The organism is Kribbella sp. NBC_00382 (assembly GCF_036067295.1).
Classification (GTDB): domain Bacteria; phylum Actinomycetota; class Actinomycetes; order Propionibacteriales; family Kribbellaceae; genus Kribbella.
Genome location: NZ_CP107954.1, coordinates 2,819,480 through 2,845,029 on the forward strand (window position 1 = coordinate 2,819,480; position 25,550 = coordinate 2,845,029).

Here is a 25,550-nt window from a genome sequence, read left to right on the forward strand (position 1 = left end):
CAGAAGGGGTCAGATTGACACGTCCGGCGAATCTTTTTTCGCCGGTACGGTCCTAGTGCGCGAGATCCAGTAGCCGATCAGCGCCGGAACCAGCCCGGAGCCGATCGCGAACAGGGTCGGCAACTGACTAACCAAAGCGAACCAAGTGAACAAACCGACCACGCCACCGGCGACCGCCAGCGACCGCCGCAGCAGGAAGAGGTTGGCCTCCCGGAAGAGACTCTTGGGCGTACTGTCCTCAGCCGCGGCCGGCAGGACGGCGAGCGTGCTGAGGTACAGCCCGATGATCATTCCGGTCAGCGGGATCAGGATGACCAGCGCGACGATCCGGATCGGGCCGTTCGCGTTCGCCCAGAAGAACAGGCCGAAGGCGAGCGCGATGCTGCCGAAGTACAGGGCGAGGCCGGAGAGCCAGAATCGCGGGAAGGCCCACCTGAACTGCCGGAAGAAGCGCCGTAGCAGCTGCGGATGCTCCTGGCTGAGGGCGTCCGGCAGCACCCGCTGGAACGCGAACGCCGCCGGGTAGAGCGTGACGATGCCGAGGCTGAGGACCAGGAAGACGAGCTGCAGCATCAGCAGGTCACCGACCACCGACAGCTTCGACAGCACGGCGTTGGTCCGGCCGGCTCCACCGGTCTCGCTCACACGTTCTCCCTCACCTCGAAGCTCATGATCGTATGATCACAAACAATCACATCCGGATCACCGTCCCCGGAGGACCGCATGCTCGCACCGGAACGCCACGAGCTGATCCTGCGCAGCCTGCGCCGGCACGGCCGGCTGCGGGTGGCCGAACTGGCGGCCGAGCTGGGCGTTTCCGCGATCACAGTACGCCGCGACCTCGCCGAACTGGATACGGCCGGACTCCTGCGCCGCGTGCACGGCGGCGCTGTGGGCACCACGCCGGCCCCGGTCCGCGGCAGCCAAAGCGGCAACCAGCCCACCATCGGCATCATCGTCCCGAGCTCCACCTTCTACTACACCGACGTGATCCGCGGCGCCGAGGCGACGGCCGAGCGGTACGGCGCTCGCCTGGTGCTCGGCGTCTCCGGGTACGACGTCGCCGTCGAGCAGGAGCGCCTCGAGAAGGTGCTCGGCATCGGGGTCGCCGGGCTGCTCCTCAGTACCGCCCTCGGCGACGGCCGGGCGGCCGAGATCAGCCGGACGCTGGACGCGATCGATGTACCGGTCGTGTTGATGGAGCGGGCGTTCGGGTTCCCGGATGTCGGGCGGGAGTACGACCACGTGCGCACGGATCACGCGTACGGGGCGATGCTCGCGCTGCGTCATCTCGTCTCGCTCGGCCATCGGCGGATCGGGATCAACTTGAACGCGAGCGTTACGGCGTACTGGCTGAGGCAGGGCATCAAGCAGGCGGCCGAGTCGCTCGGGGTGGAGCTGTTCATCTCGCCGGTCGCGCTGCCGGCTCGCGGTGAGGACCCGACGACGATTGCCCAGCACGACAAGTTCATGGCCGAGTGTGAGGCGTTCGGCGCCCGGGCGGCGCTGGTGCACTCCGACGAGCACGCCGCGCGACTGACCGAGCGGGCGATGGAACGCGGGCTGCGGATCCCGGACGATTTCGCGATCGTGGCGTACAACGACGAGACCGCCGCGCTGGCCGTCATCCCGTTGACGGCCGTCTGCCCGCCCAAGCTGAAGCTCGGCGAGGCTGCCTGCGAACTGCTCCTTCGAAGGCTCCGGATACCGGCCGATCAGGCCCAGGCCACCCAGCATTTGAGCCTCCTGCCGGAACTCCGCGTCCGGGAGTCCTGTGGGGCGGCACTCGGTGATCGAATTTGATCATTCGAGCGCTGGGGTATTGACGGGAAAGCCCTTTCCCCATACTTTCGCTGCACTCGGTGGTCTGGTCGTCACGTAGCTGACGCCGGTCCCGCTCGGCAGCGAAGGAGTTCCCCTGTGAGACGTGGTGCCCGGAGTGGATTGGTGGTGCTGGCCGCAGTACTCGGCCTGGCCGCCAGTAGTTGTGGCAACGGGGTGATCGACAAGTCGACCGACGGCGTGCCGCCGGCCGAGGCGACCGGGACGTTGCGGGTGCTGATCCCGTCCTTCCCGCCCAGTACGAAGGGGCGCGAGGAGTTCGACAAGGTGGTCGCGGACTTCCAGAAGACCTATCCGAAGATGAAGGTCGAGCCCGACTTCGCGACCTACGGCAACCTGAACGAGAAGATGTCGACCTCGATCGCGGCCGGCATCCCGTACGACGTGATGGTCACCGGCGCCGGCTGGATCCAGCCGTTCGCGTCGAAACGGATCTTCGCCGATCTGGCGCCGTACGGGGTCACGCCGGACCTGATCAAGGAGAAGAGCATCGGCGCGCTGGTGCCGGCCGCGACGTACGACGGCAAGCTCTACGCCTACCCGGTGGTCGCCGACGCCCGCGCCGCCGCGTTGCGGATCAGCGCCTTCAAGGAGGCCGGTCTCGACCCGGACAAGCCGCCGACCAACCTGACCGAGCTCAAGGCCGCCGCGGAGAAGCTGACCAAGCGCAACGACAAGGGCACCATCACCCGGTCCGGGATGGACCTGGCCGCGCCGACCAGCTTCCGCCAGACGTACGTCACGCTGCTCGCCTCGACCGGTACTCCGCTGTACGTCGACGGAAAGCCGAACTTCAGCAACGACAAGGGCCGCGAGGTCCTCAACTGGCTGAAGTCGATGATCAACAACGTCCAGCCGTACGGTCAGCAGAACGCCGCCCAGCAACCCCTCGTCCTGTCTGGTGACGCGGCGATGGGGATCGTCGGCGGCGCGGTCGACTGCTCCGACAAGGGGATCGGCCAGAAGAACTGCGACGACCTGAAGTTCTTCCGCTTCGACTCCGGCAAGGAGATCGAGTTCGTCGGCGGCGACCTGGCCTCGATCGGTTCGCGCAGCCGGCACAAGGACGCGGCCTGGACCTTCATCCAGTCGCTCACCAAGCCGAGCTCCGCGGACGCTATCGCCAAGCTGAACAAGAAGCTCCCGGCGTACAAGGACGTCATCAACTCGCCGCAGGCGAAGTCGAACCCGCTCAGCAAGTTCGTCGCCGGCGGGGTCGAGAAGGCCATCTACGAAGGCGGTTCGGCGAACTGGCTGGAGATGCGCGGCAACTTCGACTCCCAGCTCACCCAGGCGGTCCTCGGTCAGAAGGATCCCACCAAGGTGCTGGCCAACCTGGCAGGACAATCCCGATGAGCGCAACCCTCGAGCAAGTCACTCCCGCCGTCAGCGCCAAGCGTTCGGTCCCGCCGGCCAAGGACAGCCGCAAGCTGATCCGCAGTCAGGTCCGGGCCGGCTGGGTGCTGCTGGCCCCGGCGCTGCTGCACTCCGGCATCTTCATCGTGATCCCGGTGATCGCGGCGATCACGTTGAGCTTCACCGACTACAGCTTCGGCGACTCGTGGTCCTGGGTCGGTTTCCAGAACTACACGGATCTCTTCCGTGACCAGGACTTCCTGGCCGCGCTGAAGAACACGATCCTGTACGCCGTAGTCGTGATCCCGCTCTCGATGGCGATCTCGCTCGCGGTCGCGATGGGGCTGAACCAGAAGATCAAGGCGATCGGCTTCTTCCGGACCGCCTTCTACCTGCCGACGGTCACCGCGACGGTGGCGATCGCGACCATCTGGCTGTGGATCTACAACCCGGGCTCGGGTCTGGCGAACGGGTTCCTGAGCCTGTTCGGGTTCGCCCCCGGCCGCTGGCTGTCCGACCCGAACACGGCGCTGCCGTCGTTGATGGTGGTCGGCATCTGGCAGGGGCTCGGTACGAAGATCATCATCTACTTGGCCGCCCTGCAAGGCGTTTCGCGTGACCTGCTCGAGTCGGCCGCGCTGGACGGCGCCAGCCGCTGGCAGAAGTTCGTCAACGTGACCTGGCCGGCACTGGGGCCGGTGCAGTTCTTCGTCCTGGTCACCTCGATCGTCGGCACCTTCCAGGTCTTCGACCTGGTCTACGTGATGACCAAGGGCGGTCCCGGCACCGAGACGACGGTGCTGGTGCTGGATATCTATCAGAACGCGTTCCAGGCCCTGCGACTCGGTGCAGCGTCCGCCGAGACGGTCATCATGATGATCCTGATCGCGGCGTTCATCGGGCTCGGACGCCTGCTCCAGAAGGCGGATGTCAATGACTAGCGCAACGCTGACCGGTCCCATCGTCGGTACCAAGCCGCCGGGTCTGCGGCCGGGTCGGGTACTGCTTTATGTCGCCTTGAGCATCGGCGCGCTGCTGATGATCACGCCGTTCCTGTGGATGGTGCTGACCGCCTTCAAGAGCGACCTGGAGATCGCCAAGTTCTCCTGGCTGCCGGGCGAGCTGCGCTGGCACAACTTCGTCGAGGCGATGCAGACCGCGCCGTTCCTGCGGTACTTCCGCAACAGCCTGTTTATCGCGGTCGGCGAGACGGCCTTCACCCTGGCGGTCTGTACTACGGCGGGCTACGCGCTGGCCAAGTTGCCGATCCGTGGCTCGAAGGCGCTGCTCAGCTACTTCATCCTGCTGCTGCTCGTACCGTTCCAGATCATCCTGGTACCGCTGTTCCTGATCGTGAAGTCGATCCCGCTGTTCGGCGGCAACAACATCCTCGGCCAGGGCGGCATCGGCTGGCTCAACTCCTGGTGGGGACTCATCATCCCGCTCGGCGCCGCGCCGCTGTTCACCTTCCTGGCCAGGCAGTTCTACGTCTCCATCCCGAACGAGCTGGCCCAGGCGGCCCGGGTCGACGGGCTGGGGGAGTTCGGCATCTTCTGGCGGATCATGACCCCGCTGGTGAAGCCGGCCCTGATCACCATCTGCGTCTTCCAGATCGAGGCAGCCTGGAACGGTTTCCTCTGGCCGCTGATGATCACCACGTCGGACTCGATGCGCCCGCTGCAGCTGGGGCTGGCGATCTTCGCGCAGAACCCGGCGGAGATCCAGTGGCCGTACCTGATGGCCGGTACGGCGCTCGCGACGCTGCCGATGATCGTGATGTTCGTCTTCGCCCAGAAGCGCTTCGTCGAAGGAATGGCGAACGTGGGCATCAAGGGCTAGGACCCTCGGCCAGCGGAGGCCGGACAGCAAAAGAGGCCCCCTCTGCAGGTGCTCACCCCGCCCCGGGCGAGCACCTGCTGGGGCCCCCTCCAAATCACCGGCGATTCCGAAGAACCACCGGAGCGTCCACTTGCCCCCCTCAAGACCAGGACGTCTCAACCTTTTATCGTCACAGCCTGTAGGCCGTTACACCTTTCGCCACAATTTCCCCGAACCCCCGCATTTTTTCCGTCCGGGCCCCCTTTTCACAGCAATTCCGCTACCCGTGGAACCGGCGAGATAACTCTCCGTGACAATCGAAGCGAAAAGCTCGGTACTTCGGATTGCCCGACAGCTCACTTGACCCTGGTCCACGGCGCGCAACGCGCCGATTCGAAGGCCTTGTCGGACTTCTTGATGGTGACCACCTGGTTGCCGCCGTTGCTGTTGGCGAGGATCGAGTCGAGATCTCCGTTGGTGTTCTTCAGGCGAGCCCAGTAGCAGCTGTCGTCGGCGGAACTCCGGTACGTCCCGGGCTTGATGTCGGTCCCGACCAGCCACATGCCGTCCTCGGCGATCGCGGCAACTGGTCCAGGTGGCGGTGCGGTCACGGTCTTCACCGGGCCGGGCACCTGCACGGTCTTGGCTGCCGGCGCCGGTGCGGTGACAGTTACCTCGGCCGGTGCCGGTCCATCAGCTGGGACGCTGACTGTCACGGTCGGTGCGGCCTTGGCGGTAGCAGCTGCGTTCGCTGTGGTGGTGTCGGAACCACCACCGGCGAGGAGCCCTCCGAATGCTGCGCCGAGGAGCAACGCGGCTCCCGCGATGATCGCCCGCGACTTCCACCAAGCCTCCTGCGGCTGCTGCGGACCGGCCGGCGGGTGCGGCGGCTGGCCAGGCTTCACCCCGTACGGCAACGGCGCCGGCTGCCCGACCTGTACGCCGTACGGCCGCCGCCATTGTTTCTATCGTTCAAGACCCAGCTCCGTTACAGAGCGTAAGGACTTCAGGCGAGGTGGGCGTGGACGATGCCCGGGATGAGGTCGGCGGGATCGGTGTCGAGCAGGCCCAGGGCGTTGGTGATGGTGAGGGTGGCCAGGCCGTGGAGGTTGGTCCAGAGGGCGATGGTTCGGGTGGGGGCGTCGGGGGCGCCGGTTTGCTCGATCAGGGTGGTGATGGTGGCGAGGAGCGGGAGGGACGTCTCGCGGAGGTTGCCGCCGGCGCCTTCGAGAAGGTCGTGCCGGAAGATGAGCTGGAACATCGCCGGGCGGGTCCGAGCGAAGGCCAGGTAGCGCAACCCCAATTCGATCAACTGATCCTCGACGGTTTCGCTGGCGCCCGGAGTACGGAGTCGGTCGGCCAGGTCCGCGAGGCCGGTCGCGGCAATGGCTGCCAAGAGCGCGTTGTGCGTGGGAAAGTACCGGCGAGGCGCGCCGTGCGAGACGCCGGTACGCCGGGTGATCGCGCGCAGGGACAGTTCGGCCAGGCCTTCCTCTTCAAGAAGTTCGACACCGGCCGCGACGAGCCGCTCGCGCAATGAGTCCACAGTAGACATTGTCTAGTACGCAGCGTGCTTGGAGGTCCCTCATCTGTGCGTTTCTCCGGTGACTCGCTGCTGGTCGTCGGCTGCTGTGATGGACTGAGGGCCAGCCGGAGGAGGCTCCTATGCAGATCGGCGAGATCCGGGTGGATGCGGTCAGTGATGGGACGTTCGTTGTGCATCCGAAGTACTTCGGGGATGGGGTGGCGGAGGGGGCGCGGGCGGAGTTCTTTGCGCGGGATGGGCTGGCCTGGTTGCCGATCGGGTGTTTTCTGGTTCGTACGGGCGAGCGGACGATTCTGGTCGACGCCGGGTTGGGGCCGGATCAGGATGAGCTGGCGCATGGGATGCGGTTGGTGGGCGGGCAGCTCTTCGTCGGGCTGGGCGCGTTGGGGGTCGAGGCCGGCGATATCACCGACGTTGTCATCACTCATTTCCACACGGATCACGTTGGCTGGCTCTTCGACCTGGCCGCCGATCCGGTCTTCCCCAACGCGATGATCTGGTACGGCGCTGCCGACTGGGACTACTTCGTCAACGGGCCGGGTGATATTCGGCCGCATATTCGTGACGGGTTTCTGGCGCATGCTGACCGGCAGCACCCGCTGACGCACGACACCGCGGTCGCCGGTGGCGTTACCGCAGTACTGACTCCCGGTCACACCCCCGGTCACCTGTGTCTAGAGATTGCCTCAGGCAACGAGTCGCTGATCCTGCTGGGCGACGCCATCACCTGTCCGATCCAGTTCTCGGAGCCCACCTGGCACTCGTACGGCGACGTCGATCCCGTCGCTGCCCAGAACAGCCGGGACAGGCTCTGGGAACGGTTGAAGAGCACGCCTGGTGTCGGGGCTCATTTCCCGCACCTCACGGCCGGCCAGGTTTCTGACTGGTAGGACCGTTTCGGGGGTGAGAGCGGCGGGCACTGGGGCCTGATGACGACGGCTGGCGTGGTGTTGCGGACGCGGAGTTGGCGGTTGCTGGGCGGCGTCTTCGCGATGGGGATCTTCGCGTTGCCGGTGCTGGTGCTCGGGTTTGCTGTCCGGCAGCAGTTCGATCCCTTGATCGATGCGGACGATGCCGCGATCAGTCGCGCGACCAGCTTCTCGGTGCGGCATGGGCTCGTGACGGCGCTGGAGGTGGTGCAGGCGATCAGCCAGCCGGTCTGCGTCTACACCGTCGCGCTCGCTGTGGTGATCTGGACCTGGCGGGCGAAGAAGCTGAAGGGGCGGGCGCTGTGGGCCGGCGTCACGATGCTGGTCGGCTGGGCGATCGGGGCGGGCGCCAAGCTCGTCGTCCAGCGGGAGCGGCCGATCGTCGATGATTCGGTGCCGCATGCCCAGGGGTACTCGTTTCCTTCAGGTCACGCACTCAACATCACCCTGGCGGCCAGCGTCATGGTGTTCCTGTTGTGGCCGTTGCTGTCGGTTGCCGGCCGGCGGATCGGGATCGCGGTGGCTGCCCTCGTGGTGGTCGTCGTCGGGCTCGACCGAATCTTCATCGGCGCGCATTTCCCGTCCGACGTAGTCGCGGGATTCATCCTCGGCGTAGGGATCGTGTACTCATCATGGATCGGTTTCATCGGCAAGACGGCAGCGACCTCCTCACCCGGGCCGTCGCACCCTGCGTAGCGCTGGGCGGCGTGATCGTCGGCTTCGGGTTCGCTCTGAAGGGCCCGCTCGACGGGTTGTCGCACTCGGAGGAAGCGGTCAACAAGGATCTGGCCGACGGCCGGAGCGGTACCTGGAACACGATCACCCTGATCTGGTCGCACATCGGCAACACGGAGTCGGTGATCGGCGTCTGCATCATCGTCGCGGCCATCCTGCTCTGGCGGACCCGCAATTGGCGCCTCGCCGCAGTACCGGTGCTGGCGATCGCGATGCAGGGCCTGATCTTCCTGATCGCCTCCCAGGTCGTCGGCCGTCAACGCCCTGAGGTCGAAAAACTCGACCCCTCACCTCCGACGGGCAGCTATCCCAGCGGCCACACCGGCGCCTCCACCGGCCTGTACTTGTCTTTGGCGCTCCTGGCGCTGGCGATCCACCGCACCTGGCTCCGCACCCTGACGATCATCGTCTGCCTGTGCGCGCCCCTCCTGGTCGCGTACGCCCGCCTCTACCGCGGCATGCACCACCCGACTGACATCGCCGCTGCCTTCCTCAACGGCATCACCTGCGCGCTGATCGCCTACGCCTGGTACAACCACCGAACCCGGCAGCTCAACCGCAGCGAGCAGCTCCACCCCGTCGGCAAGCGACGGGGCAGAGCCGCCGCCTGACTACGAAGCGACCTCGAAGAGCTTGTCCAGTTGGTTGTTGAGTTTGGTGAGGGACGTGACCGGTGAGCTGCCGATGTAGACAGCGTCCAGTCGTGGTGCCATCAGCGCGGTGATGTCGGCCGCGTTGGTGGTCACCGGGAAGAGGAATGTCGTCTTGTCCTTCACCTGCTGGGTGAACGGCGTGACGTCGAGCTTGCGTTCGGTCTTGTTGTAGTTGATGGCCAGATCTGTGCCGGCCGGACGAGCCGGGAACACCACGCCGGATTGGCCGATGATGTTCTGGCATTGCTCGCCGGACAGGAACTTGACCCACTTCGCCGCGTTCTCGGGCTGCTTCGACAAGGTGGTGACCGAGTCGGCCAGGCCGTTGAACATCGACGCCCGCTTACCGCTCGGGCCGATCGGCGTCGGTGCCAGGCCGATGTCGAGTTTCTTGCCCTTGGCATCGGTCAGCTTGGTGAAGGTGGAGATCATCCACGACCCGCTGAGCCCCATCGCGGCGGTACCGGACTGGATCTGCTTGTCGGTACCGAGCGAGTTGGTACCACCGATCTCGGCGTAGCTGGGCATGTAGCCCTTGTTCACCAACCCGAAGTACCAGCTCAGCGTGTCCTGCAGCGAGGGCTGGTCGAGGTTGAACTTCGTGCCCCACGGGTTCTTGTCGGTCGCCTGCCACCCGGCGCTGCCGGCGAACGCGGACCACTGGGTCTGCCCCCAACCGCCACCGCCCGAGCCTTCGGCGGAGAGCCCGTGCATCTTGACGTGCTCCTTGTCGAAGCCCGGCTCGTCACCGCGCTTGCCGTTGACGTCGACGGTCAGGTGCGCGACCAGCTTCTCGAAAGTACCGCCATCCTTGGGGTTCCAATTGAGGTTCTGCAGGTCCGACGGGTTGACACCGGCCGCCTTCAGAACGGCGGCGTCGTAGAAGATGGCGATCGTGTCCCAGTCCTTCGGAGCGCCGTAGCGCTTGCCGTCCTGGCCCTTCCACAACTCCGCCAGGCCCTCCTGGTAATCGCCGTCCTGGATATCGGCGGTCGGCGCGATGTCGTCGAGCGGCCGAAGTACCTTCAAGTCGACGAACTGCGCGAACTTGGACAGGTGATCGGTGAAGACGTCCGGCGCCGTGTCGGCGATGAAGCCCGCGGTCAGCTTCGACCAGTACGTGTCCCAGCCGTACTGCGAGATGTGGATCTTGAGATCCGGATTCGCCTCGTGGAACGCGTCGGCGCACTTCTGGTACCCCGGCTGCTGCGCCGAGTCCCACAGCCAGTACTCGATCGTGCCGTTCGTACTTGTGCCGCCACCGCCGCTGCACGCCGTCAACGTGCTCGCGGCCAGGATGACGCCGACGGTCGCTGCCCGGATCCGTTGCCTGATAGTCGTCATGGCGTCCTCACTTGATCCCGCTGAAGCCGATGGAGTTGACGATGCGCTTGGCGAAGATCATGAACAGCAAGAGCATCGGAAGGGCGGCGACGAGCGTGGCCGCCATCAGTCCGGACCAGTCCGGGCCGGTCTGCGGCGTCTGCGACTTGAACACACCGAGCGCTACGGTCAGTACCCGGGACTTGTCGGTGTAGCTGACCAGCAGCGCCCAGAAGTACTCGTTCCAGGAGGCGATGTAGGTGAGGATCGCCAGCGTCGTGATCGGCGCCACCGACATCGGCAGGATCAGCGTGAAGAACACCCTGGTCTTGGAGGCGCCGTCGATCAGCGCCGCCTCCTCCACCTCGCGGGAGATGCCGAGGAAGAACTGGCGCAGGAAGAACACCGCGAACGGGGTCATGAACATGGTCGGCAACGCGATCCCAAGCAGGGTGTCCACCAGGCCCAGCTGCTTGATCAGCACGAAGTTCGGCAGCAGCGTGAAGATCGACGGGATCATCAGGCCGGCCAGGAAGAACCCGAACACTCGCTCGCGATGCTTCCACTGCAACCGGGCGAACGAGTACGCCGCCATCGCCGAGAAGAACACCTGACCGGCGGTGATCAGGGTGGATACGACGACCGAGTTGAACAGGTACCGCCAGAAGTGGATCTCCTGCCCGGCGCCGCCTGCGTCGATCGCCGCCTGACCGGTCTGCAGGCCGAAGACCCGCTCGAACCCGCCGGCGGAAGGTTGGACGGGCAGCAGGCTGTCGCCCCCGGCGTACAGGGCGTTGTTGCTGGACAGGGCGGTCCGGAGCATCCAGTAGAAGGGGAAGAGGCTGACCAGGATCACCAGGATCATGAAGGCCCAGGCCAGTCCGCGGCCGATACCGAATCGGCGTTGCGGTTCGGGCGATACGTCGTCGGCCGGCGTTGCGATGGCCGGCGTGCTGTCGAGAATGATGCTCATGCTCGCTCCTCAGGCCAGGTCGGACGAGTCGGCCCGGGTCAACCGGTACTGGATGAAGGTGATCGCCATCAAGACGATCAGCAGCGCGACCGACATGGCCGACGCGTAGCCGAACTGGAACCGGCCGAACGCGACGTCGTAGATGTAGAACTGCAGCACCCGGGACGAGTCGACGGGTCCACCGCGGGTGGTCACCGCGACGGTGTCGAAGACCTGGAACGAGCCGATCACGGTGATGATCAGGACCAGCGACAGGATCGGCCGCAGCAACGGCACGGTGAGGTGGCGGAACATCCGGATCTCGCTCGCGCCGTCGATCTTGCCGGCCTCGTAGACCGTGTTCGGGATGGTCTGCAGCCCGGCGAAGATCAGCAGCGCAGTGTAGCCGAGGTGCCGCCAGACGTTGATCAGCGCGATCGTCGGGATCACCCAGGTGTCCGAGGACAGGAACGCGACCTGGTCGATCCCGATCGCGCCGAGCAGTTTGTTCCCGATCCCGAGCTGGTAGTCGAGGATCCAGAGGAAGACCATCGCGGCGACCACGTTCGAGACCAGGTACGGCGTCAGCACGATGCCGCGCAGCCAGGTCTTCTGGGTCAGCCGCTGCATCATCACCGCGATCACCAGCGCCAGCACCGTCTGGATGCCGATGTTGAGGATCACGTAGTACAGGGTCACCTTCATCGCGTTCCAGAACACCGGGTCCTGGACCATCCGGATGTAGTTGTCCAGACCGTTGAACTGCGGCGGGGTGAGCAGGTTGAACTTGGTGAAGCTCAGGTAGATCCCGCGCAGGGTCGGCCAGACCATGAAGACCAGGAAGCCGATCAGTGCGGGGAGGATGAAGAGCAGGGCGAGGCGCGTGTCGTCACGCGCCCCGCCCCTGGTACGACGAGCGGTTGCCGCCGTCGGCGGCGTCGTACTGGCCATTTTGTCTCCTTCGCCGGTACTACGGCACGCGCCGGCGAGACTGACCACCTGGACATGCCTGGACGGAATTACTTCCAGGCTGAAACTAATCCATTTCATCGAGTGTGACAAGGGGCACACTGAGTATTACGAGTTGCTGGGTCGCCCGGGTCATCGCGACGTACCTATCGACGGCTCCCTCGATGCCTTCGCCGAACGACTCCGGGTCGATCAGCACGACCAGATCGAACTCGAGACCCTTGGACAACTCGGGTGTAAGCGACCGTACCCGCGGCGTAGTCGGCCCGTACGCCGGATCGCCGATGACACACGCGATCCCCTCGTCATGTTCGGCGAGCCAGTCCTCCACGATCTGGTGCAACTCGGCCGCATCCCCATGCCTGACAGGTACTCCGCTGACGCGGATCGACGTCGGTACGTTGGCATCCGGCAGCGCTGCCCGGATGACCGGCTCGGCCTCCGTCATCACCTCTTCCGGCGTCCGGTAGTTGATGCTCAGCGACGCCAGGTTGACCCGATCCAGCCCGACCCGCTCGAGCCGTTCCTCCCACGACTCGGTGAAACCGTGCCTGGCCTGGGCGCGGTCCCCGACGATGGTGAAGCTCCGCGACGGACAGCGGAGCAGCAGCATCTGCCATTCCGCGTCGGTCAGTTCCTGCGCCTCGTCGACGACGATGTGCGCGAACGGGCCTTTGAGAAAGTCCGGGTCTGCGGTGGGAAGGTCGGTCGTGTCGACGAGCGCTTCCTGGATGTCTTTGCCGCGCAGCATCGGGATCCAGCCTTCGTTGTCGTCGTCGGCCTCGATGATGTGGTCGATGACGTCCTTCATCCGTTCGCGTTCGACCGCGGCGGCCGCCTTCTGCCGGCGCTTGCGGCGAGAGGCCTCGGGGTCGCCGAGTCGCTGCCGGGCGGCGTCCAGGAGTGGCAGGTCTTCTAAGGTCCACGCCTGGGGGCCCTTGCGTTGCAGGAGTTTGACCTCCTCGGGGCTGAGCCAGGGCGCGCACATTCGGAGGTACGCGGGGACGGACCAGAGGTCGCCGACGAGGTCGGTCGGTTCGATCAGCGGCCAGGCTTTGCCGAACGCGTCGATCAGATCCTCGTTCTGCTCAAGGGATCTGCGGATGAGATCGGGCGAGAGGTCCTCGTCGTCGTATGCCTCCTCGTGCTTGTCCAGCAGGATCGTGAGCAGTTCCTCCCAGACCTCGTCGCGCGCCTCGTTGTGCGGAGTACCGGGGTCTGCTGATCCGAACGCCTCGGCCCAGTCGGCGGAGGTGAGGGCGATCTCGGACCAGTGGGTCTCGACCGTCATCCGCTTGGTGGGTGCTTCTTCGTAGAGGGCGACGGCCGGTTCGATCGCCTTCACCATGTCGGCGGTCGCCTTGAGCCTTGCGATTCTTGGGTCTTGCTCTGGTGATGCTGTGGGTCCTTCGGGGAGGAGGTCGCGCAGGGTGCAGGTCTGCACGCCTTCCTCGCCCAGGCTGGGGAGTACGTCCGAGACGTAGGCCAGGTAGGGCTGGTGGGGGCCGACGAACAGTACGCCGCCGTGACTGTGGTCGAGGCGCGGATCGGAGTACAGGAGGTACGCCGTACGGTGCAACGCCACGACCGTCTTGCCAGTACCGGGGCCGCCGTCGACGACTAGCGCGCCGCGGGAGCTTGCGCGGATGATCGCGTCCTGGTCGGCCTGGATGGTGCCGAGGACGTCCCGCATCCGGGCCGAGCGGTTGCTGCCGAGGCTGGCGATGAACGCCGACTGGTCGTCGAGGGCCGCCGCGTGTCCCGCGAAGCCTTCGGCGGTGAACACCTCGTCCCAGTAGTCGGTGATGCGGCCGCGGGTCCAGCGGTACCGGCGGCGGTTGGACAGGCCCATCGGGTTGGCATGCGTCGCGCCGAAGAACGGCTCGGCCGCGGGGGAGCGCCAGTCGATCAGCAGCCGCCGGCCGTCACGGTCGGTGAGGCCGAGGCGTCCGACGTACACGACCTCGTCGTCCGTCGTGACCATGTGCCCGAGGGTCAGGTCCAGGCCGAATCGTTTGAGTGTGCGGAGCCGTGCTGTCAGACGGTGGACCTCGAGGTCGCGGTCGAGCGCCTCCTGGCCTTCGCCGCCAGGGGCCTTGCGGGTCTCGTCAAGTCGTTCGGTGAGTTCGGTGATGGTCTGCTGGAGGCTGTCCGCGATCGCGGCGAAGTGCTCTTCGTCCTTGGCGATCAGGGCGGGGTCGGCTTTGGCGCTGAGGTTGGCGGGGAGGTCGAAAGCGCTTGTTTTGAGGGGGTTCACGTCAGCGGCTCCCATCGCGCAGCAGCAGCTCTGCGGCGACTGCTGTTCCGTCGGTGCGGATCTTGGCTGCTATCGCTTGTGCCTGGTCTTCTCGGTGGAGGGCGGCTTTGAGGGCGGTCGTTAGGGACTCAGTGGTGAAGGTCGGACCGTCGTGCGCAACGCCGATGCCGAGGTCGGCGACGCGGCCGGCCCAGTACGGCTGGTCGGCGAGTTGGGGGACGACCACTTGCGGAGTACCGGCTCTCGTTGCGGTCATCGTTGTCCCCGCGCCGCCGTGGTGCACGACGGCGGCGGTTTGGGGGAACAACGCTTGCTGGTTGATCTCGTCGACGATGAAGCAGTCGTCCTGGTCGTCGACCAGCTCGAGCCCGGCCCAGCCCCGCTTGAGGATCACGCGACGGCCTTGCGCGCGCACTGCCTCGATCGCGGCTTCGGCGGCGTTGGTCGAGGAGTGCATGGGCATACTGCCGAAGCCGACGAACACCGGCGGCTCACCTGCTGCCAGGAAAGTGCTCAGATCTTTGGGCAGCGGACGCTCGTCCTTGAGGATCCAGGCGCCGGTCTGTACTACGTCGTGCTGGTCTCCTTGCCACGGATCCAGAGTCGGGTCGGTCGCCAGCCACGGCTTGGCGCCGACCACGTACTGGCGAACGTCATCGACTCGCGGTAGCCCGTACTTGGTCCTGCTGCTGTTGAGCGCCTCACCGAACAGCACATTGTTGCTCTCAGCATCCAGATCCCAGAGCGTCTGGTTGTCGGTCACATCCGCCGGGAGCGGTCGCCCGGGCAACGCCAACGGCCGGCGTTGGCTGGACGGCAGCGTGAGCTGCTGAAAGGTCACCGAGACAGCGTCGATTTTGAGCAACTCCGCCACCGACAGGGCGCCGGCCGCAGCCGGCAACATGCCCGTGGCAACGACCACGTCAAACCCGTGCGCCGCCTCCGTGAGCACCTCGAACTCGGCAGCGATGATCTCCGCCGCCCGCTCCGGAATGGTCGCCGGCGCCGGCTTCGACTTGGTCAACCCTTCCGCCGACCGCCAGATCGGCACCATCGACAGACCGAATCCAGCCACGAACTCCTCGAAGTCCGGCGGTGCGGCCATCCGCACCTCCGCACCCTGACTTCTTAGCTCCAACGCCAGCGCCAGCATCGGCTCGACGTCCCCACGCGACCCGTACGTCGACAAAAACACCCGCATCCGCAACTCCCCAGATTGGCTACAGGGAGTGAGTGTGAAGCATCACCGGGGCCTTGCGGCAAGTCCCCCCATGCGTTATAACTTAGACACGGCAGGGAGATCCTTCTCCTTGCCTTTCGTTTTGTCTGGGCGCCGCTCAGGCTGCCGCCGGGCATTTGTGGCTCAGAACGCAGGTCCAGCGGCCGTCGGACCGTACGAAGACCTCGCTGATCCACTCGTCCGCCGCATAGGCGACGCCGTCCCAGGCGCCGGTACTCCGCTTGCGCGCTGTGACGACAACCGACTCGCCATGCCCGGCGACCCGCGCCTCCCCGACGGTCTCCATCGTGTGGTGAGCCAGCTGGCCGCCTGCGATCCAGCCGACGATGTCGGCCTTCCCCGTCGGGCCCGTCGGACCGACATAGACCCACTCGTCAGCCATGAACGCGGCGACTGCCTCCGCATCGTTGTGAACGAGCGCGGCATCCCAAGCCGCGGAAACAGCAAGAACCTCGGACTCGACACTCATGCCTTCCACCCTAGGTAGCATCCGTGCCATCGAACCTCGGGCGAGGTACCGTCCTGGTCTCGCGCTGTTCAGGGCGTGCTCAGAAGGCGAGATTGATCAATGACCGATGTCGTCTGCATTTTGTGCGGCGCCGCTGGACCGTTCCGACCGCGCGGCGCAAAGGGTGGCTACAGCATCGAGGAGTGCCCGGGTTGCGGCCTGGTGCAACTGGTGCCGACCCCCACACCGGAGACGCTGCGCGCTTTGTACGAGGAAGAGTCGTACTTCGGCGGCGAGGGCTCGGGCTACTCGCAGTACGAGAGCCAAGAAGCCGAGTACCTCGCTACCTTCCGCGAGGACGTCCGCCGCATCGCCGAGTTCACCCCAACCGGCCGGATCCTCGAGGTTGGCTGCGGCTACGGCTACTTCCTGAAAGCCGCCCTGGACGCCGGCTACGACGCGTACGGCGTCGACCTCTCCCCATCGGCAGTCAAGTTCGCCGAAGAGCGCTACCCCGGCCGCGTCTACTGCGGCTTCGTCGAAGAGGTACCGGAACTCCAAGGTGAGAAGTACGACGTCATCTTCGCCTCCCACCTGATCGAACACATCACCGATCCAGCAGCCTTCCTCCACACTGCAAGCGGTTTGCTCAACCCAGGCGGCCTGGTAGTGATGGTCACCCCCAACATCGGCAGCCTCCTCTCCCGTGTCTCGGGCTCCCGCTGGGTCTCCTTCAAAATCCCCGAACACGTCAGCTACTACGACCACAAAACAATCACCGAACTACTCCACCGAACCAACTTCCAGGTCACCGCGATCGACAGCGCCTACCAGTACTACGCCTTGCCGTTCGTCACGTCCCGGGTCCGTGAACTCCTCCACCCGGCGTCTCGCCTGATCCCGCCCTTCGAACGAACCCGCCTGCTCCGCGACCGCCGCATCCGCGTCACCAGCGGCTCCATGCGAGTAATAGCAACCCTCAAGTAGCCGACCCCGCCGTCGTTCAGCCGGCGTTACCAAGGTCCAGCGTGGCGCGGGTCAGGATCGATTCGCGAAGCCGGTTTCGTAGGCGGCGACGACGGCCTGCACACGGTCGCGGACGCCGAGTTTGGCGAGGACCCGGGCGACGTGTGTCTTCACCGTCGTCTCGGCCACCACCAGGTCCGCCGCGATCTCCGCGTTGGACAGACCGCGGGCGAGCAACCGGAGTACGTCGAGTTCGCGGTCGGTCAGTGCGGCCAGTTCGGGTGGCAGTCCCTGCGGCTGTACCGGCTCAGCGAAGCGCTCGACCAGTCGGCGGGTGATCGCCGGCTCGATCAGCGAGTCGCCGGTGGCCGCTGCCCGGACGGCCGCGATCAGCCGGCTCGAGGGGGAGTCCTTGAGCAGGAAACCGGCCGCGCCGGCTCGCAGCGCGCGGTACACGTACTCGTTCTGGTCGAAGGTGGTGAGCACGATGATCGTCGGCGGGTTCGGGTGCCGGCGGATCTGTTCGGTGGCCGACAGCCCGTCGAGCTCGGGCATCCGGATGTCCATCAGGATCACGTCCGGCTCGACCAGCTGGGCCTGCCGGATCGCTTCCGTGCCGGTATCGGCCTCGGCGACGACCTCGATGTCGCCCTCGGCCTCCAGGATCACCCGGAAACCGGTACGCACCAGGGTCTGGTCGTCAGCCACCAGCACGCGGATCTTGTCGGGCACACGCTGATTGTGCCCTCATCCCTGCGGCGACCGCGTCATCCCTGCGGAGGACGCGCGGGCCGGACAATCGTCCTTGCGCCAGACGTGGGCGGCACGGTCGCGAACCTACTGTCGCTGCATCGGGTCAGGGGGACCCGCAGCGAAAGGACAGTCCGATGAACGACATCTTCCGGGGCATCCGCCCACTCGACTACGTGCTGGCCGGCCTGATGACCGCGGCAGGAGTCATCCTGATGGTCGGCAACGTCGCCGCCTCCGACGAGGATCTGCCACACGCGCTCTCGACCACGTCGTGGGCCGTGGTGCCCACCTTCCTGGTCGTCACCCTGCCGATCCTGTGGCGCCGGCGCAACATCCTCGCGGTCGTCGGGATCACCACCGTCGCGACCGTGGCCCACGTGCTCGCCTTCGGCTGGATCACCCGGTGCGGCGTGCTCCTCCCGCTGGGGTTCGCGCTGGCGTACGCCGTCGGCCGGTTCGGCGGGGCCTGGCGCAACCATCTGTTCGGGCTCGCCGCGATCGTGGTCCTGGAGCTGGTCATGCTCGCCAGGGACGCGTCGATCGACACCGTGGCGTCCGCCCTGCCGGTGGCCCTGCCGGGTATCGCGCTCTTCTACGGCGCCGGTGTTCTCGTGCAGAATCGAGTCAGCAAGCACGCCACGGGCACCGTGCCGGTCGACCAGCGTCTGGCCGCCTGAGCGGCACTGCTGCGGGTAGGAGCCGGCGATGGGTGAGATCTTCCGCGGTGTGAAGCCCCGCGACTGGGTCCTGGCGGGAGGTCTCACCGCGCTCGGCGTCGTACTGATGTGGTTCAACACGCAGACGACCGGCGCCATGGTCGACGAAGCCATCGCGGAGGGGTCGATGGTTCACACCATGAGTTCGCGCTCGCTCTGGATGATCCCGGTGTTCGCGGCCGCCACGCTTCCGGTGCTCTGGTGGCGGCGGAGTCTCGTCGCCGTCACCAGTATCTCGGTGGCGGCGATGGCGCTGCACGTCGGGCTGTTTGGCTGGGTGACTCGCTGCGGCGCCGGGCTCCCGCTGGCCTTCGTACTGGCGTTCCTCGGAGCACTTGCCACCAAGCGGGCGACGGCCTGGATCGTCTGCGGGCTCAGCGTCGTGATGACCCTGCTCGTTCTGGTGGTCGACGCGACCACCGGGGCGGGCGCCGCACTGCTGGCCCTGCCGATCGTCGTGATCGTCTTCGCCGTCGGACTGGCCGCCCGCCACCGAACCGCGCTGAACCAGGAACTAGCGATCCGCGAGGAGGAACTGCGGCAGTTGCGTGACGAGCGGGCGGCGATCGAGGTGGCCGACGACCGAGCCCGGCTGTCCCAGCAGCTCGACGGCATGCTGCAGGAACGGCTCGCCGGGCTGACCACGGTGGCCGAGTCGGCCGGCGGACTCCCACCGACGCAGGCCAAGGCCGTACTGGAGTCGATCGAGTCCGGCAGTCGGCAGACCCTGGACGACATGCGGGAGATCGTCGGCCTGCTCCGCGGCGATGACGTGGCACTGGCGCCGGCCCCGACGGTCGCCCACCTCGACACCCTGCTCGCGCGGCTGCGGACCGTCCACTCGCGGCTGGTCGTGACGGGCGATCCGCGGGCGTTGCCGGCGACGGTGGAGTTGTCGGCGTACCGGATCGTCGAGCATCTGATCACCGCACTCGCCGATCAGGCCGACGCCCCGATCGAGGTCAGCGTGCGGGTCGACGCCGACGCGCTCGAAATCCGCGTGAACGGGCAGGTGGGCCGCAGCTCCGAGCTGAAGGCCGCCGTCGCCCGGGCCAAGGAGCGGGCCAAACTGCTCGGTGGCTCGGTTGAGGTGAAGGTCGTCAAGGGCCGGGTCGGCGCCGTCGCCCAGCTGCCGGTCGCCCAGCTGCCGGCCGTCGGCTGAGCCGAGGAGGCGGGGTCGTGGGCAAGCTCGAGCGGGCGGGGATCGCGCTCTTGGCCATCGTGCTGGTCGTGGGCACGACGGCGTACCACGGCTGGCCCACCACGTTCCTGGGTAACGTCTTCACCGCGCTGCTGCTGGCGAGTGGGCTGACGCTGGTGTGGTGGCGGACCCATCCCCGAGCGGTTGCTCTCGGGGGTGGCGGGTTCCTGCTGCTGGCGACGCTGCTCAACGCCTATGGGTGGTTTCCCGACATCTGCTTCGCGATCATGGCGGTCCTGGCGCTGGTGGCCGCGCTGGGCTGGTCGGGGGCTGCCGCCTGGGGCGCTGCGGCCGGGTTTGCGGCGTACCTGCTGATCCTCGAGCTGATCCTCAGCTCTACCAGCGACATGCCGTTGATCATGTTCACCGTCCCCAGCTTTCTCGCCGGCACGGTACTGCGGCTCCGGCGTGAGGCGGCCGACCAGCTCGCCCGTCGGAGCGTGGAACTGGAGGAGGAGCGGGAGCTGTTCACTGAGCTCGCCGTTCGTCACGAGCGGAGCCGGATCGCCGCCGAACTGCACGACATCGTCGGCCACGCCATCAGTGTCATGGTCATCCAGGCGGCCGCCGGACAACGACTGGTCGACCGGGACCCGGTCCAGGCCGACCAGGTCTTCTCCGGCATCGCGGAGTCGGCGCGCCAGGGCCATGACGACCTGCAGCGACTCGTCGAGCTCCTCGGTGGATCAGAGGTCAGCGGCCCGGACCTCTCCCTGATCGACGAGGTCGTGACCCGGGCCGCCCGCGGCGGACTGGACGTGTCATGCCGCTTCGAAGGCGACCGCGACGGCCTCGCCGCTCCGACCGCGCACATCGCGTTCCGGGTCGTCCAGGAGAGCTTGACCAACGCACTCCGGTACGCACCGGGAGCGGCCGTCCGGGTCCTCGTCAACGGGTCGGGCCGATGCCTCACCGTCAGCATCGAGAACGACCAGGCGACCCGCGACCATCCACGCCTGTCCGGCACCGGCCACGGACTGATCGGCCTACGCGAACGCGTACAGGCACTAGGCGGCCAACTGACCGCCGGCCCAGTCCCCGGCGCCGGCTGGCAAGTCAGGGCCGTCCTGCCCGACGGCCGCATCCGCTCAACCACCCGTCGCAACTGACCATTCGCAGCAGACCGATCGGCCCGGATGACGAGCGTCCCCTTAGCAACAAGGGATTGCAGGAAGCAGCCGTCCTGGCGACCGCCATCCAGCATGCGCAAGCCGTCCACACCAGCCCCGCCCTGCGCTCCCGCCAATCGGTAACACCACTGCCGGGCGTCGCGGACCGATCGTCCTCGGCGAGCCTGCGCGGGCACGTCCGAGTAGGTATCCGATACCACAGAGGCGTAGGGGTTCGTCGATGGTGGGCATGCAGGCTCACCGGGGTCCTGGAGGGCAAACATGATCGCCATGCGGTGACACGGTTTGGGCGTGGCAGCGGGCCGCGGGAGCTGGGGGTGGGGAGCGGCGAGGTACGAGCCGCGTGGGCGGAGTCGTCCCTCGGATGCAGAAGAGCCGGACGCTAGGTGCGTCCGGCTCTTCTGACGAGTGGCGGAGGATACGAGATTCGAACTCGTGAGGGGTTGCCCCCAACACGCTTTCCAAGCGTGCGCCCTAGGCCTCTAGGCGAATCCTCCAGGCGCGAGGATACGCGAGGAACGGGTGGGGAGGAAAATCGGGGGCCCCAGGGGAGGCACGCCGCCTAGGGTCGGGGGTATGACTGGTGCGCCTGATCCGGGGGTTGTTTATCCGATGGCGGGGGTTGAGCGCGTGGTGCTGCTCTCGGGGGTGGTGGACTCGGAGCTGGTGGAGGTGGGGGAGTACTCGTACTACGACGATCCGGTGGCGCCTGAGCGGTTTCTTGAGAAGAACGTGCTGTATCACTACGGGCCCGAGATGCTGCGGATCGGGAAGTACTGCGCGCTGGGTGAGGGGACGACGTTCGTGATGAACGGGGCCAATCATCGGATGGATGGGCCGTCGACGTTTCCGTTTCCGATCATGGGTGGGGACTGGGCGGAGTACTTCAACCTGATCACGGGGCTGCCTGGGCGGGGTGACACGGTGGTCGGGAACGACGTTTGGTTCGGGTACGGAGCGACGGTGATGCCTGGGGTGCGGATCGGGGACGGGGCGATCGTCGCGGCCAAGGCGGTGGTAGTTGAGGACGTACCGGCGTACGGGATCGTTGGTGGGAATCCGGCCAAGTTGATTCGCAAGCGCTTCGGGGATGACGAGATCGCCAGGTTGCTGAGCGTCGCCTGGTGGGACTGGGCGCCGGAGAAGGTCGGGCGGAACATTCCGGCGATCATGGCCGGCAGCATCGAGGAGTTGGAGGCTGCGGAGTGACGGTACTGCGGGAGCTCACGCCGGACGATGTGGATGCGCTCCAGGAGCTGATTGAGTCGGATCCGGAGTACACGCAGCGGATCACCGGGTATCCGCCAGGGCAGGCCGATGCGCAGAGTCTGTTGATGATTCGGCCCGACGGTTTAGAGGCTGAGCAGAAGAAGGTTCTCGGGCTCATCGAAGGCGAGCAACTCGTCGCGGTGGTCGATCTCATCAGGGGATATCCCAACGAGCACACGGCTTTCATCGGCCTGCTCGAAGTCCACGGCGAGCATCGCGGGAAGGGCACCGGCGCAGCGGCGTACCGGGGAGTGGAGGAGTACGTCGAGCGCGAGTGGCCGGAGGTACGGACGCTCAGGTTGGCTGTGGTCGACACCAATGCCGCGGAGGCGCAGGGGTTCTGGGAGCGGCTGGGGTTTGGGCAGACGGGTGAGGTGAAGCCTTATCGGTACGACAAGCTCGAAAGCGTGACGCGGCTCTATGAGAAGCAGTTGTCCTGAGGTCAATGAAATAAGGCGGTTGCTACGAGAGCAGGGCGGGGGCCAGTGCTCGCCACTGGTCGACCGGCTGGGGGCCGGTGATGCCGGTGATGACGTTGATGGCTACGTGGTCTGCGCCGGCGGTGTGGTGTTGGTGGAGCTTGTCGGCGATCTCAGATGGCGATCCCCAGGCGGCGAGTGAGTCGACCAGGTGGTCCGGGAGGTCGGCCAGGTCCGCGTCGGTGAAGCCTTGACGTTTGAGGGAGGCGGCGTAGCCGGGGATCTTCGGGAAGAAGCTGATCGTGTCTCGTGCGATTGCTCGGGCCCGGGCTGGGTCGGACTCTAGGACGACGAGGTGGGCGACGGTGAGCAGCTTGTCTGGGCCCAGGGTCTTGCGGGCCTCGGCGGTGTACTCAGGAGTGATCAGGAACGGGTATGCCCCAGCAGTCCGTTCGGCAGCCAGTTCGAGCATCCGCGGCCCGAGCGCTGCTAGCAGCCGATGGTTAGTCGGTACGCCGTCCAGCTGGTCGAGGTACTCGTTGAGCCGGGCGATCGGGTGAGGGCCGTGGGCGCCGCCTAAGCCGACGATGAAGCGGCCGGGGGCGGCGGCCTCCAGGGCGGCGTACGCGGAGGTCACGTCGGCGGCACTGTAGGTGTCGACCGACAGGATGCCGGTGACGAATCTGATCGTCGAGGTCGCTCGGATGAGGTCGGTGACGGTCTGGAGGCCGGGCAGTGGACCGCCGGAGAGCCAGATGGCGGGGTAGCCGAGGTCCTCGGCGGCCTGCGCTGCGTCGAGGGAGTCGGAGCTGCTGGTCAGACCGGTGGTGATCCCGAAGGGGCCGAAGTCGAGGCTCGTCATAACGATGCCAACCTGGCCGGCCGCGCAGGCATTCCGGCGACTCGGCATCCGCCAGGCCCGGCGGCGCGGGGAGTCGGGGTTCCGCAGTACCGGAGGGCCGGATTCTGAGGTGGGGGGCCTGATCACGTACACTTCTGGCTGGTTCCCCGCGTGGCGGTATCTCGCCCAACTCCCCCAGGGCCGGAAGGCAGCAAGGGTAAGTGAGCTCTTCCGGGTGCGCGGGGAATCCTTATGTCCGGACCCATCGCCGCAGCCTCCAACCGCGGCGAAATAGGCTGGGATCGAAAACGATCCACGCCTACGAGGGAGTCCGATGAGCGAGCTCGACCGCCGGTACCTGCAGGAACTGATCATCGGCGAGCTCGGGGTGACGCCGTCCTTCGACGCCGACGTCGAGATCGAGCGCCGGATCGCGTTCCTCGTCGACCAGCTCAGGAGTTCGGGCGCCAAGGCGTACGTGCTGGGTATCTCCGGCGGCGTCGACTCCAGTACTGCGGGCCGCCTCTGCCAGCTAGCCGTCGAGCGGGTCCGGGCCGAGGGCGGCCAGGCGACCTTCATCGCTATGCGGCTGCCGTACGGGGTACAGGCCGATGAGGATGACGCGCAGCGGGCGCTCGAGTTCATCCGCCCGGACGAGACGCTCACGGTCGACGTCAAGCCGGCCACGGATGCGCTGGTCGAGTCGGTCCGGCACGCCGACCTCGGTGATCGCGAGGACTTCCACAGCGGCAACGTCAAGGCGCGGCAGCGGATGGTCGCGCAGTACGCCGTCGCCGGTGCGCGCGGCGGGCTCGTGGTCGGGACGGATCACGCGGCTGAGGCGGTGATGGGGTTCTTCACGAAGTACGGCGATGGCGCCTGCGATCTGACCCCTCTGGCGGGGCTGACCAAGCGCCGGGTGCGTGCCGTCGGCGCGAAGCTCGGTGCGTCGGAGCTGATCACCGGCAAGGTGCCGACCGCCGACCTGGAGACGTCCAACCCGGGTGTGCCGGACGAGCTGGTGCTCGGGGTGACGTACGACGAGATCGACGACTTCCTCGAGGGCAAGCAGGTCAGCGACAAGGCCGCCGAGACGATCATCAGCTACCACCGCCGCACCATCCATAAGCGCGCCGTCCCGATCGCCCCCTGACGCCCCGGACCGCCACCACTCACCAACCCTCGCTGCGGGCCACCCAAAGCTGCGGTTCACGCCTGGACGCGGCGGTGGTCCAGCCCTCAGCTGGGCTTTGTGAGTGGTGGCGGTCCGCGCGTTCAGCTGAGGACGAACTCAGTCACCAGCCGGGTGTAGGCGTCGGCGGCTTCGACGTGGGCGAAGTGGCCGGCGGCCTCGAAGTACCGGTACGTGCCGTTGCGGACGTCCTGCTGGAAGCGGGTGATCTCGGTCGGGCTGGTCACCGGGTCGTATCCGCCCTTGATGAGCAGTGCGGGCTGCGGTACCTGGCTGAGGAGAGGCAGGAGCGATTCGAGGAAGCCGGGCGAGTGGATGATGCTCTCGGCGAAGCGGCCGGCCCGGCTCTGGATCTCGTCGGGTAGCTCGTCGGCGGGCAGCTTCAGGTCCTTCGAGCCCGGTCCGAGGTAGACCTCCATCCGGCGGTCGCCGAGGCGTTGCATCGCGCTGATCCGCTCCTCCCACTTCTGTACGGTCATCGGGCCGCGGTCCTCGAGCAGTTCGGCCACGCCTTTGTCCAGACCGAGTTCGCGCAATAGCGGCAGGCCTGCCTGGACCAGGTTCCGGGTGACGAGGTCGAAGTCCCAGGCCGGGTTCTCGAAGATCACCCGCTCGACGATCGCGGGATGCAGTACGGCGTACCGGAGAGCCAGCCGGCCGCCGAACGAGTGGCCCAGGATCGCCCATCTATCGATGCCCAGCGATGCCCGTACTGCCTCGAAGTCGGCGATCAGGTCGTCCTCGGTGACTTCGCCGACCAGCGGATCGGAGTGCTGGACGCCGCGCTGGTCGACGGCGATCAGGCGGAGCTGCTGGGACAGTGCATCGCCCTGGAAGGAGAGGAAGTCGTACGTTCCCGAGCCCGGCCCGCCGTGCAGGAAGAGGAGCGCCGGAGCGTTCGAGGGCCCGCGCTGATCGACGTACAGGCTGGTGCCGCGAATCTCCATCAGCATGTGAGCGAGGGTAGAACCGCCTACGGTGGGTTGAAAACCCAT

The 25,550-nt window shown here is 66.6% G+C and carries 26 protein-coding genes, 1 tRNA gene and 1 other RNA gene; 15 read left to right on the plus strand and 13 right to left on the minus strand.

The genetic code is table 11. The features are described 5' to 3' along the window. Positions 1-9: 9 nt before the first annotated feature. Positions 10-645 carry a DUF624 domain-containing protein gene (locus tag OHA70_RS13870; protein ID WP_328332404.1) on the minus strand — a complete coding sequence of 212 codons (636 nt, stop codon included), beginning with the start codon at positions 643-645 and terminating at the stop codon, positions 10-12. A 78-nt stretch (positions 646-723) separates the two neighbouring features. On the opposite strand from OHA70_RS13870, the gene OHA70_RS13875 reads away from it, so the two are divergent. From OHA70_RS13875 to OHA70_RS13890, 4 genes are all read left to right on the plus strand, one after another. Further along, complete coding sequence (locus OHA70_RS13875; RefSeq protein ID WP_328332406.1) at positions 724-1,803, plus strand: LacI family DNA-binding transcriptional regulator; 1,080 nt, start codon at positions 724-726, stop codon at positions 1,801-1,803. A gap of 117 nt (positions 1,804-1,920) precedes the next feature. Further along, a complete protein-coding gene (locus OHA70_RS13880) occupies positions 1,921-3,198 on the plus strand; it encodes an extracellular solute-binding protein (RefSeq protein ID WP_328332408.1) in 1,278 nt (425 codons plus the stop codon). Further along, positions 3,195-4,139, plus strand: coding sequence for a carbohydrate ABC transporter permease (locus tag OHA70_RS13885; RefSeq protein ID WP_328332410.1), 945 nt, complete (start codon positions 3,195-3,197; stop codon positions 4,137-4,139). Before OHA70_RS13880 ends, OHA70_RS13885 begins: the two co-directional genes overlap by 4 nt. Beyond that, positions 4,132-5,037, plus strand: a complete 906-nt coding sequence (locus tag OHA70_RS13890) for a carbohydrate ABC transporter permease (RefSeq protein WP_328332412.1) — start codon at positions 4,132-4,134, stop codon at positions 5,035-5,037. The genes OHA70_RS13885 and OHA70_RS13890 overlap by 8 nt, the downstream gene beginning before the upstream one ends. A 335-nt stretch (positions 5,038-5,372) precedes the next feature. Here OHA70_RS13890 and OHA70_RS13895 read toward each other — a convergent pair whose 3' ends face one another. Further along, a complete protein-coding gene (locus OHA70_RS13895) occupies positions 5,373-5,933 on the minus strand; it encodes a hypothetical protein (RefSeq protein WP_328332414.1) in 561 nt (186 codons plus the stop codon). An 89-nt stretch (positions 5,934-6,022) separates the two neighbouring features. After that, a complete protein-coding gene (locus OHA70_RS13900; protein ID WP_328332416.1) occupies positions 6,023-6,562 on the minus strand; it encodes a TetR/AcrR family transcriptional regulator in 540 nt (179 codons plus the stop codon). A gap of 119 nt (positions 6,563-6,681) precedes the next feature. On the opposite strand from OHA70_RS13900, the gene OHA70_RS13905 reads away from it, so the two are divergent. From OHA70_RS13905 to OHA70_RS13915, 3 genes are read left to right on the plus strand one after another with little or no spacing between them, the layout of a single operon-like run. Continuing rightward, positions 6,682-7,452 carry an MBL fold metallo-hydrolase gene (locus tag OHA70_RS13905; RefSeq protein WP_328332418.1) on the plus strand — a complete coding sequence of 257 codons (771 nt, stop codon included), beginning with the start codon at positions 6,682-6,684 and terminating at the stop codon, positions 7,450-7,452. A gap of 39 nt (positions 7,453-7,491) precedes the next feature. Beyond that, the gene (locus OHA70_RS13910; protein WP_328332420.1) at positions 7,492-8,187 is read left to right on the plus strand and encodes a phosphatase PAP2 family protein; all 696 of its coding nucleotides are present in this window, start codon (positions 7,492-7,494) and stop codon (positions 8,185-8,187) included. After that, complete coding sequence (locus OHA70_RS13915) at positions 8,124-8,837, plus strand: phosphatase PAP2 family protein (protein ID WP_328332422.1); 714 nt, start codon at positions 8,124-8,126, stop codon at positions 8,835-8,837. Before OHA70_RS13910 ends, OHA70_RS13915 begins: the two co-directional genes overlap by 64 nt. On the opposite strand, the gene OHA70_RS13920 is transcribed toward OHA70_RS13915, so the two are convergent. The 6 genes from OHA70_RS13920 to OHA70_RS13945 form a co-directional block, all read right to left on the minus strand. Beyond that, positions 8,838-10,223, minus strand: coding sequence for an ABC transporter substrate-binding protein (locus tag OHA70_RS13920; RefSeq protein WP_328332424.1), 1,386 nt, complete (start codon positions 10,221-10,223; stop codon positions 8,838-8,840). Positions 10,224-10,230: 7 nt separating this feature from the next. Beyond that, positions 10,231-11,175 (minus strand): carbohydrate ABC transporter permease, encoded by a 945-nt coding sequence (locus OHA70_RS13925; protein WP_328332426.1) that lies wholly within the window; start codon positions 11,173-11,175, stop codon positions 10,231-10,233. 9 nt (positions 11,176-11,184) lie between these two features. Further along, entirely contained in the window at positions 11,185-12,105 is a 921-nt protein-coding gene (locus OHA70_RS13930; protein WP_328332428.1) for a carbohydrate ABC transporter permease, read from the minus strand. A gap of 85 nt (positions 12,106-12,190) precedes the next feature. After that, a complete protein-coding gene (gene helR, locus OHA70_RS13935) occupies positions 12,191-14,395 on the minus strand; it encodes an RNA polymerase recycling motor ATPase HelR (RefSeq protein ID WP_442913887.1) in 2,205 nt (734 codons plus the stop codon). Beyond that, the gene (locus OHA70_RS13940) at positions 14,382-15,581 is read right to left on the minus strand and encodes a glycosyltransferase (RefSeq protein WP_328332432.1); all 1,200 of its coding nucleotides are present in this window, start codon (positions 15,579-15,581) and stop codon (positions 14,382-14,384) included. Before OHA70_RS13940 ends, helR begins: the two co-directional genes overlap by 14 nt. A 136-nt stretch (positions 15,582-15,717) precedes the next feature. Next, positions 15,718-16,089 (minus strand): nuclear transport factor 2 family protein, encoded by a 372-nt coding sequence (locus OHA70_RS13945; RefSeq protein ID WP_328332434.1) that lies wholly within the window; start codon positions 16,087-16,089, stop codon positions 15,718-15,720. Positions 16,090-16,299: 210 nt separating this feature from the next. On the opposite strand from OHA70_RS13945, the gene OHA70_RS13950 reads away from it, so the two are divergent. After that, the gene (locus OHA70_RS13950) at positions 16,300-17,055 is read left to right on the plus strand and encodes a class I SAM-dependent methyltransferase (RefSeq protein WP_328332436.1); all 756 of its coding nucleotides are present in this window, start codon (positions 16,300-16,302) and stop codon (positions 17,053-17,055) included. Between the two features lie 51 nt (positions 17,056-17,106). Here OHA70_RS13950 and OHA70_RS13955 read toward each other — a convergent pair whose 3' ends face one another. After that, a complete protein-coding gene (locus tag OHA70_RS13955; RefSeq protein WP_328332438.1) occupies positions 17,107-17,766 on the minus strand; it encodes a response regulator transcription factor in 660 nt (219 codons plus the stop codon). Positions 17,767-17,921: 155 nt separating this feature from the next. On the opposite strand from OHA70_RS13955, the gene OHA70_RS13960 reads away from it, so the two are divergent. From OHA70_RS13960 to OHA70_RS13970, 3 genes are read left to right on the plus strand one after another with little or no spacing between them, the layout of a single operon-like run. Continuing rightward, positions 17,922-18,464 (plus strand): hypothetical protein, encoded by a 543-nt coding sequence (locus OHA70_RS13960; protein ID WP_328332440.1) that lies wholly within the window; start codon positions 17,922-17,924, stop codon positions 18,462-18,464. 28 nt (positions 18,465-18,492) lie between these two features. Continuing rightward, entirely contained in the window at positions 18,493-19,665 is a 1,173-nt protein-coding gene (locus tag OHA70_RS13965) for a sensor histidine kinase (RefSeq protein WP_328332442.1), read from the plus strand. A gap of 17 nt (positions 19,666-19,682) precedes the next feature. After that, complete coding sequence (locus OHA70_RS13970; protein ID WP_328332444.1) at positions 19,683-20,813, plus strand: sensor histidine kinase; 1,131 nt, start codon at positions 19,683-19,685, stop codon at positions 20,811-20,813. A 430-nt stretch (positions 20,814-21,243) separates the two neighbouring features. Here the strand turns inward: OHA70_RS13970 and OHA70_RS13975 are convergent. Beyond that, positions 21,244-21,331: transfer RNA gene (locus OHA70_RS13975), tRNA-Ser, on the minus strand. 79 nt (positions 21,332-21,410) lie between these two features. Here OHA70_RS13975 and OHA70_RS13980 point away from each other — a divergent pair. Both OHA70_RS13980 and OHA70_RS13985 read left to right on the plus strand, forming a co-directional pair. Next, positions 21,411-22,043: a CatB-related O-acetyltransferase gene (locus OHA70_RS13980; RefSeq protein ID WP_328332446.1), complete on the plus strand. Its 633-nt coding sequence runs from the start codon at positions 21,411-21,413 to the stop codon at positions 22,041-22,043. Continuing rightward, complete coding sequence (locus OHA70_RS13985) at positions 22,040-22,543, plus strand: GNAT family N-acetyltransferase (RefSeq protein ID WP_328332448.1); 504 nt, start codon at positions 22,040-22,042, stop codon at positions 22,541-22,543. The genes OHA70_RS13980 and OHA70_RS13985 overlap by 4 nt, the downstream gene beginning before the upstream one ends. Positions 22,544-22,565: 22 nt before the next feature. On the opposite strand, the gene OHA70_RS13990 is transcribed toward OHA70_RS13985, so the two are convergent. Continuing rightward, complete coding sequence (locus OHA70_RS13990) at positions 22,566-23,384, minus strand: TIGR03620 family F420-dependent LLM class oxidoreductase (protein WP_328332450.1); 819 nt, start codon at positions 23,382-23,384, stop codon at positions 22,566-22,568. Between the two features lie 137 nt (positions 23,385-23,521). Between OHA70_RS13990 and ffs the strand changes: the two genes are divergently transcribed. Beyond that, positions 23,522-23,618: signal recognition particle sRNA small type (gene ffs, locus OHA70_RS13995), an RNA gene on the plus strand. 79 nt (positions 23,619-23,697) lie between these two features. Beyond that, positions 23,698-24,516, plus strand: coding sequence for an ammonia-dependent NAD(+) synthetase (gene nadE / locus OHA70_RS14000; protein ID WP_328332452.1), 819 nt, complete (start codon positions 23,698-23,700; stop codon positions 24,514-24,516). Positions 24,517-24,638: 122 nt separating this feature from the next. Here nadE and OHA70_RS14005 read toward each other — a convergent pair whose 3' ends face one another. Then, on the minus strand, positions 24,639-25,508 hold the full coding sequence (locus tag OHA70_RS14005) for an alpha/beta fold hydrolase (RefSeq protein ID WP_328332454.1): 870 nt from the start codon (positions 25,506-25,508) through the stop codon (positions 24,639-24,641). Positions 25,509-25,550: the final 42 nt, after the last annotated feature.